This is a genomic window from Nevskia sp. (genome assembly GCF_023266035.1).
Taxonomy (GTDB): Bacteria; Pseudomonadota; Gammaproteobacteria; order Nevskiales; family Nevskiaceae; genus Nevskia.
The window spans coordinates 1-3451 of sequence record NZ_JAHFRY010000232.1; the positions used below are offsets into that span (position 1 = coordinate 1).

At 65.1% G+C, this 3451-nt stretch carries 2 protein-coding genes and 1 pseudogene; all 3 read left to right on the top strand.

What is annotated here, in order from left to right; genetic code table 11:
• Positions 1 to 549: pseudogene (locus Q0D45_RS21325) on the top strand (acetaldehyde dehydrogenase); the annotation flags it as partial.
• Between the two features lie 14 nt (positions 550 to 563).
• Positions 564 to 1598 carry a 4-hydroxy-2-oxovalerate aldolase gene (dmpG, locus tag Q0D45_RS21330; protein WP_293397876.1) on the top strand — a complete coding sequence of 345 codons (1035 nt, stop codon included), beginning with the start codon at positions 564 to 566 and terminating at the stop codon, positions 1596 to 1598.
• A gap of 32 nt (positions 1599 to 1630) precedes the next feature.
• Complete coding sequence (locus Q0D45_RS21335; protein WP_293397878.1) at positions 1631 to 3337, top strand: AMP-binding protein; 1707 nt, start codon at positions 1631 to 1633, stop codon at positions 3335 to 3337.
• The last annotated feature ends 114 nt before the right edge of the window (positions 3338 to 3451 follow it).

Consider the following 3451-nt stretch of genomic DNA (forward strand, 5'->3'; position numbering starts at 1 on the left):
TGTGGCGGCCAGGCGACGATCCCCATCGTGGCCGCAGTGTCCAGGGTCGCGAAGGTTCACTACGCCGAGATCGTCGCTTCGATCAGCAGCAAGTCGGCTGGCCCGGGAACCCGCGCCAACATCGACGAGTTCACCGAGACGACCTCCAAGGCCATCGAGCAGGTCGGCGGCGCCGGCATGGGCCGCGCCATCATCATCCTCAATCCGGCGGAGCCGCCGCAGTTGATGCGCGATACGGTCTACGTCTTCTCCGAAGACACGGACGAGGCAACCGTCGAAGCGGCGGTCATCGACATGGTCGCGCGCGTGAACGCCTACGTGCCGGGCTACCGCCTCAAGCAGAAGGTCCAGTTCGACCGCATTCCCGCGTCGGCGCCGGTGAAGATTCCCGAACTGGGCGGACACTTCAGCGGCCTCAAGACCACCGTGCTGCTGGAAGTGGAAGGCGCGGCGCACTACCTGCCGGCCTACGCCGGCAATCTCGACATCATGACCTCGGCCGCGATGGCCACCGGCGAGCGCATCGCCGAACGCATGCTCGCGCGCTGACCCGGAGACCGCTCATGACCTTCGATCCCAAGAAAAAGCTCTACATCTCCGATGTCACCCTGCGCGACGGCAGCCACGCCATCCGTCATCAGTATTCGATCCAGAACGTGCAGGACATCGCACGCGCGCTCGACAAGGCCAAGGTCGATTCCATTGAAGTCGCTCACGGCGACGGACTGAAGGGCTCGACCTTCAACTACGGTTTCGGCGCGCATACCGACTTGGAATGGATCGAGGCCGTCGCGGGTGTGGTCCAGCACGCCAAGATCGCCACCCTGCTGCTGCCCGGCATCGGCACCATCCATGACCTCAAGAACGCCTATGCCGCAGGCGCGCGCATCGTGCGCGTCGCTACGCATTGCACCGAGGCCGATGTCTCGAAGCAGCACATCGAGACCGCGCGCCAGCTCGGCATGGACACGGTCGGCTTCCTGATGATGAGCCACATGACCACGCCGGAAGCGCTGGCGGGCCAAGCCAAGCTGATGGAGAGCTATGGGGCGACCTGCGTGTACGTCGTCGATTCCGGCGGGGCGATGGGCATGCAGGACATCCGCGACCGCTTCCGCGCGTTCAAGGCCGTGCTCAAGCCGGAGACCGAAACCGGCATGCACGCGCATCACAATCTTTCACTGGGCGTGGCCAACTCCATCGTCGCCGTGGAGGAAGGCTGCGATCGCATCGACGCCAGCCTCGCCGGCATGGGCGCGGGTGCGGGCAATGCACCGCTGGAAGTGTTCATCGCCGCGGCGTCGCGGCTCGGCTGGAACCACGGCACCGATCTCTACACGCTGATGGACGCTGCCGATGACATCGTGCGGCCGCTGCAGGATCGTCCGGTACGAGTCGATCGCGAGACGCTCGCGCTGGGCTATGCCGGCGTCTACTCCAGCTTCCTGCGCCACTCCGAAGCGGCGTCGAAGAAGTACGGCGTCAAGGCCGTCGACATCCTGGTCGAGCTGGGCCGGCGCCGCATGGTCGGTGGTCAGGAAGACATGATCGTCGACGTGGCGCTGGACCTGCTCAAGGCACGCGGCACCGAGGCCTGAACCAACATCACAAGAACAAGAGGAGAGCGGGCATGAGTGGCACGGCCACCTTTCGCGCAGCGCGCGACCTTCTGATCCGTCACCGCAGCGATTACGCGAGCGCGATGGCCGAATTCCGCTGGCCGGAACTGCCGGACTTCAACTGGGCGCTGGACCACTTCGATGACCTCGCACGCGGCAACTCGCGGCGCGCGCTGTGGATCGTCGAAGAATCTGGAGCCGAGACCCATCGCACGTTCGAAGAGCTGCGCGTGGCTTCCGATCGCGCCGCGAATTTCCTGCGCGGTGTCGGCATCGGTCAGGGCGATCGCCTGCTGGTGATGCTGCCGAACCGGATCGAGCTGTGGGAGATCATGCTGGCCGCGATCAAGCTCGGCGCCGTGCTGAGCCCGGCGACCATGTTGCTGTCCGAAGCCGATCTCAAGGATCGCATCGAACGCGGCCAGATGCGTGGCGTGATCGTGGACGCAGCCAACGTCGCCAAGTTCGCGGACATCGCGAATTCCTGCCTGCGCATATCGGTTGGCGCAAAGGCCGAGGGCTGGCACGACTATGCGGGCGCAGCTTCGGCGCCTTCCGAGTTCCATCCCATGGCGCCGACCAAGGCCGACGATCCCTGCGTGCTGTATTTCACGTCCGGCACGACCTCGAAGCCCAAGATGGTGCTGCACACGCAGCGCAGCTATCCGGTCGGGCACCTGTCGACGATGTACTGGATCGGTCTGCAGCCAGACGACGTGCACCTCAATATCAGCTCGCCAGGCTGGGCAAAGCACGCTTGGAGCTGCTTGTTCGCGCCCTGGCATGTCGGCGCCACCATCTTCATCTACAACCAGGGGCGTTTCGACGCCGACAAGACGCTGACGACGCTCGTGCGCTGCGGCGTCACCACGCTCTGTGCGCCACCGACGGCCTGGCGCTCGCTGATCCTGCAGGATCTCAAGCAATACCCTGTGAAACTGCGCGAACTGGTCAGCGCCGGTGAGCCGCTGAATCCGGAAGTGATCGAGCAGGTAAAAGCGGCCTGGGGTCACACCATCCGCGAGGGCTATGGCCAGACCGAGTCCACCGCCATGCTCGGCAATCCGCCCGGTCAACCGGTGCGATACGGATCGATGGGTCGGCCGCTGCCGGGTTATGCGATGGAGTTGCTCGATCCAGACGGCGAGCATGCCGCTGAAGGCGAAGTGAGCGTCGTATTGAATCCGCGTCCCGCCGGCGTGATGGCCGGCTACGGAGGTGACCCCGAGAAAACATCGAGAGCGCTCGGCGGCAGCCATTACGGCACTGGCGACGTTGCCTCGCGCGATGCGGACGGCTATTTCTGGTTTGTCGGGCGCACCGACGACGTGTTCAAGAGTTCCGACTACCGCATCTCGCCCTTCGAGCTGGAGAGCGCGCTGATCGAGCACGAGGCCGTCGCGGAGGCGGCGGTGGTGGAAAGCCCGGATCCCAAGCGCCTGTGTGTGCCCAAGGCCTGCGTGATTCTCAAGCCGGGATTCAAGCCAGACCGCGAGACGGCGCTTTCGATCCTGAGCTTCACGCGCACGCGCCTCGCGCCGTACCAGAAGATCCGTGTGATCGAGTTCTGCGAACTGCCGAAGACCGTGTCGGGAAAGATCCGTCGCACCGAGCTGCGTGCGACTGAGGCCGAGCGTCGCAGATCGGGACTGCGTGGCGAGCACGAGCACTTCGAAACTGACTTCCCGGCGTTGCTCGAATCCGCGAGGGCTTCATGAAACCCGTGCGCTCGCCGCAGCAAGCGCCGGCTCGTCTCTGCGTGATGCGGGTGCAGGTCGAGCCGGCGCGCGTGTGGTTCCACTGCCCGTGCTGCGAGGCCGCGCTTGAAGGGT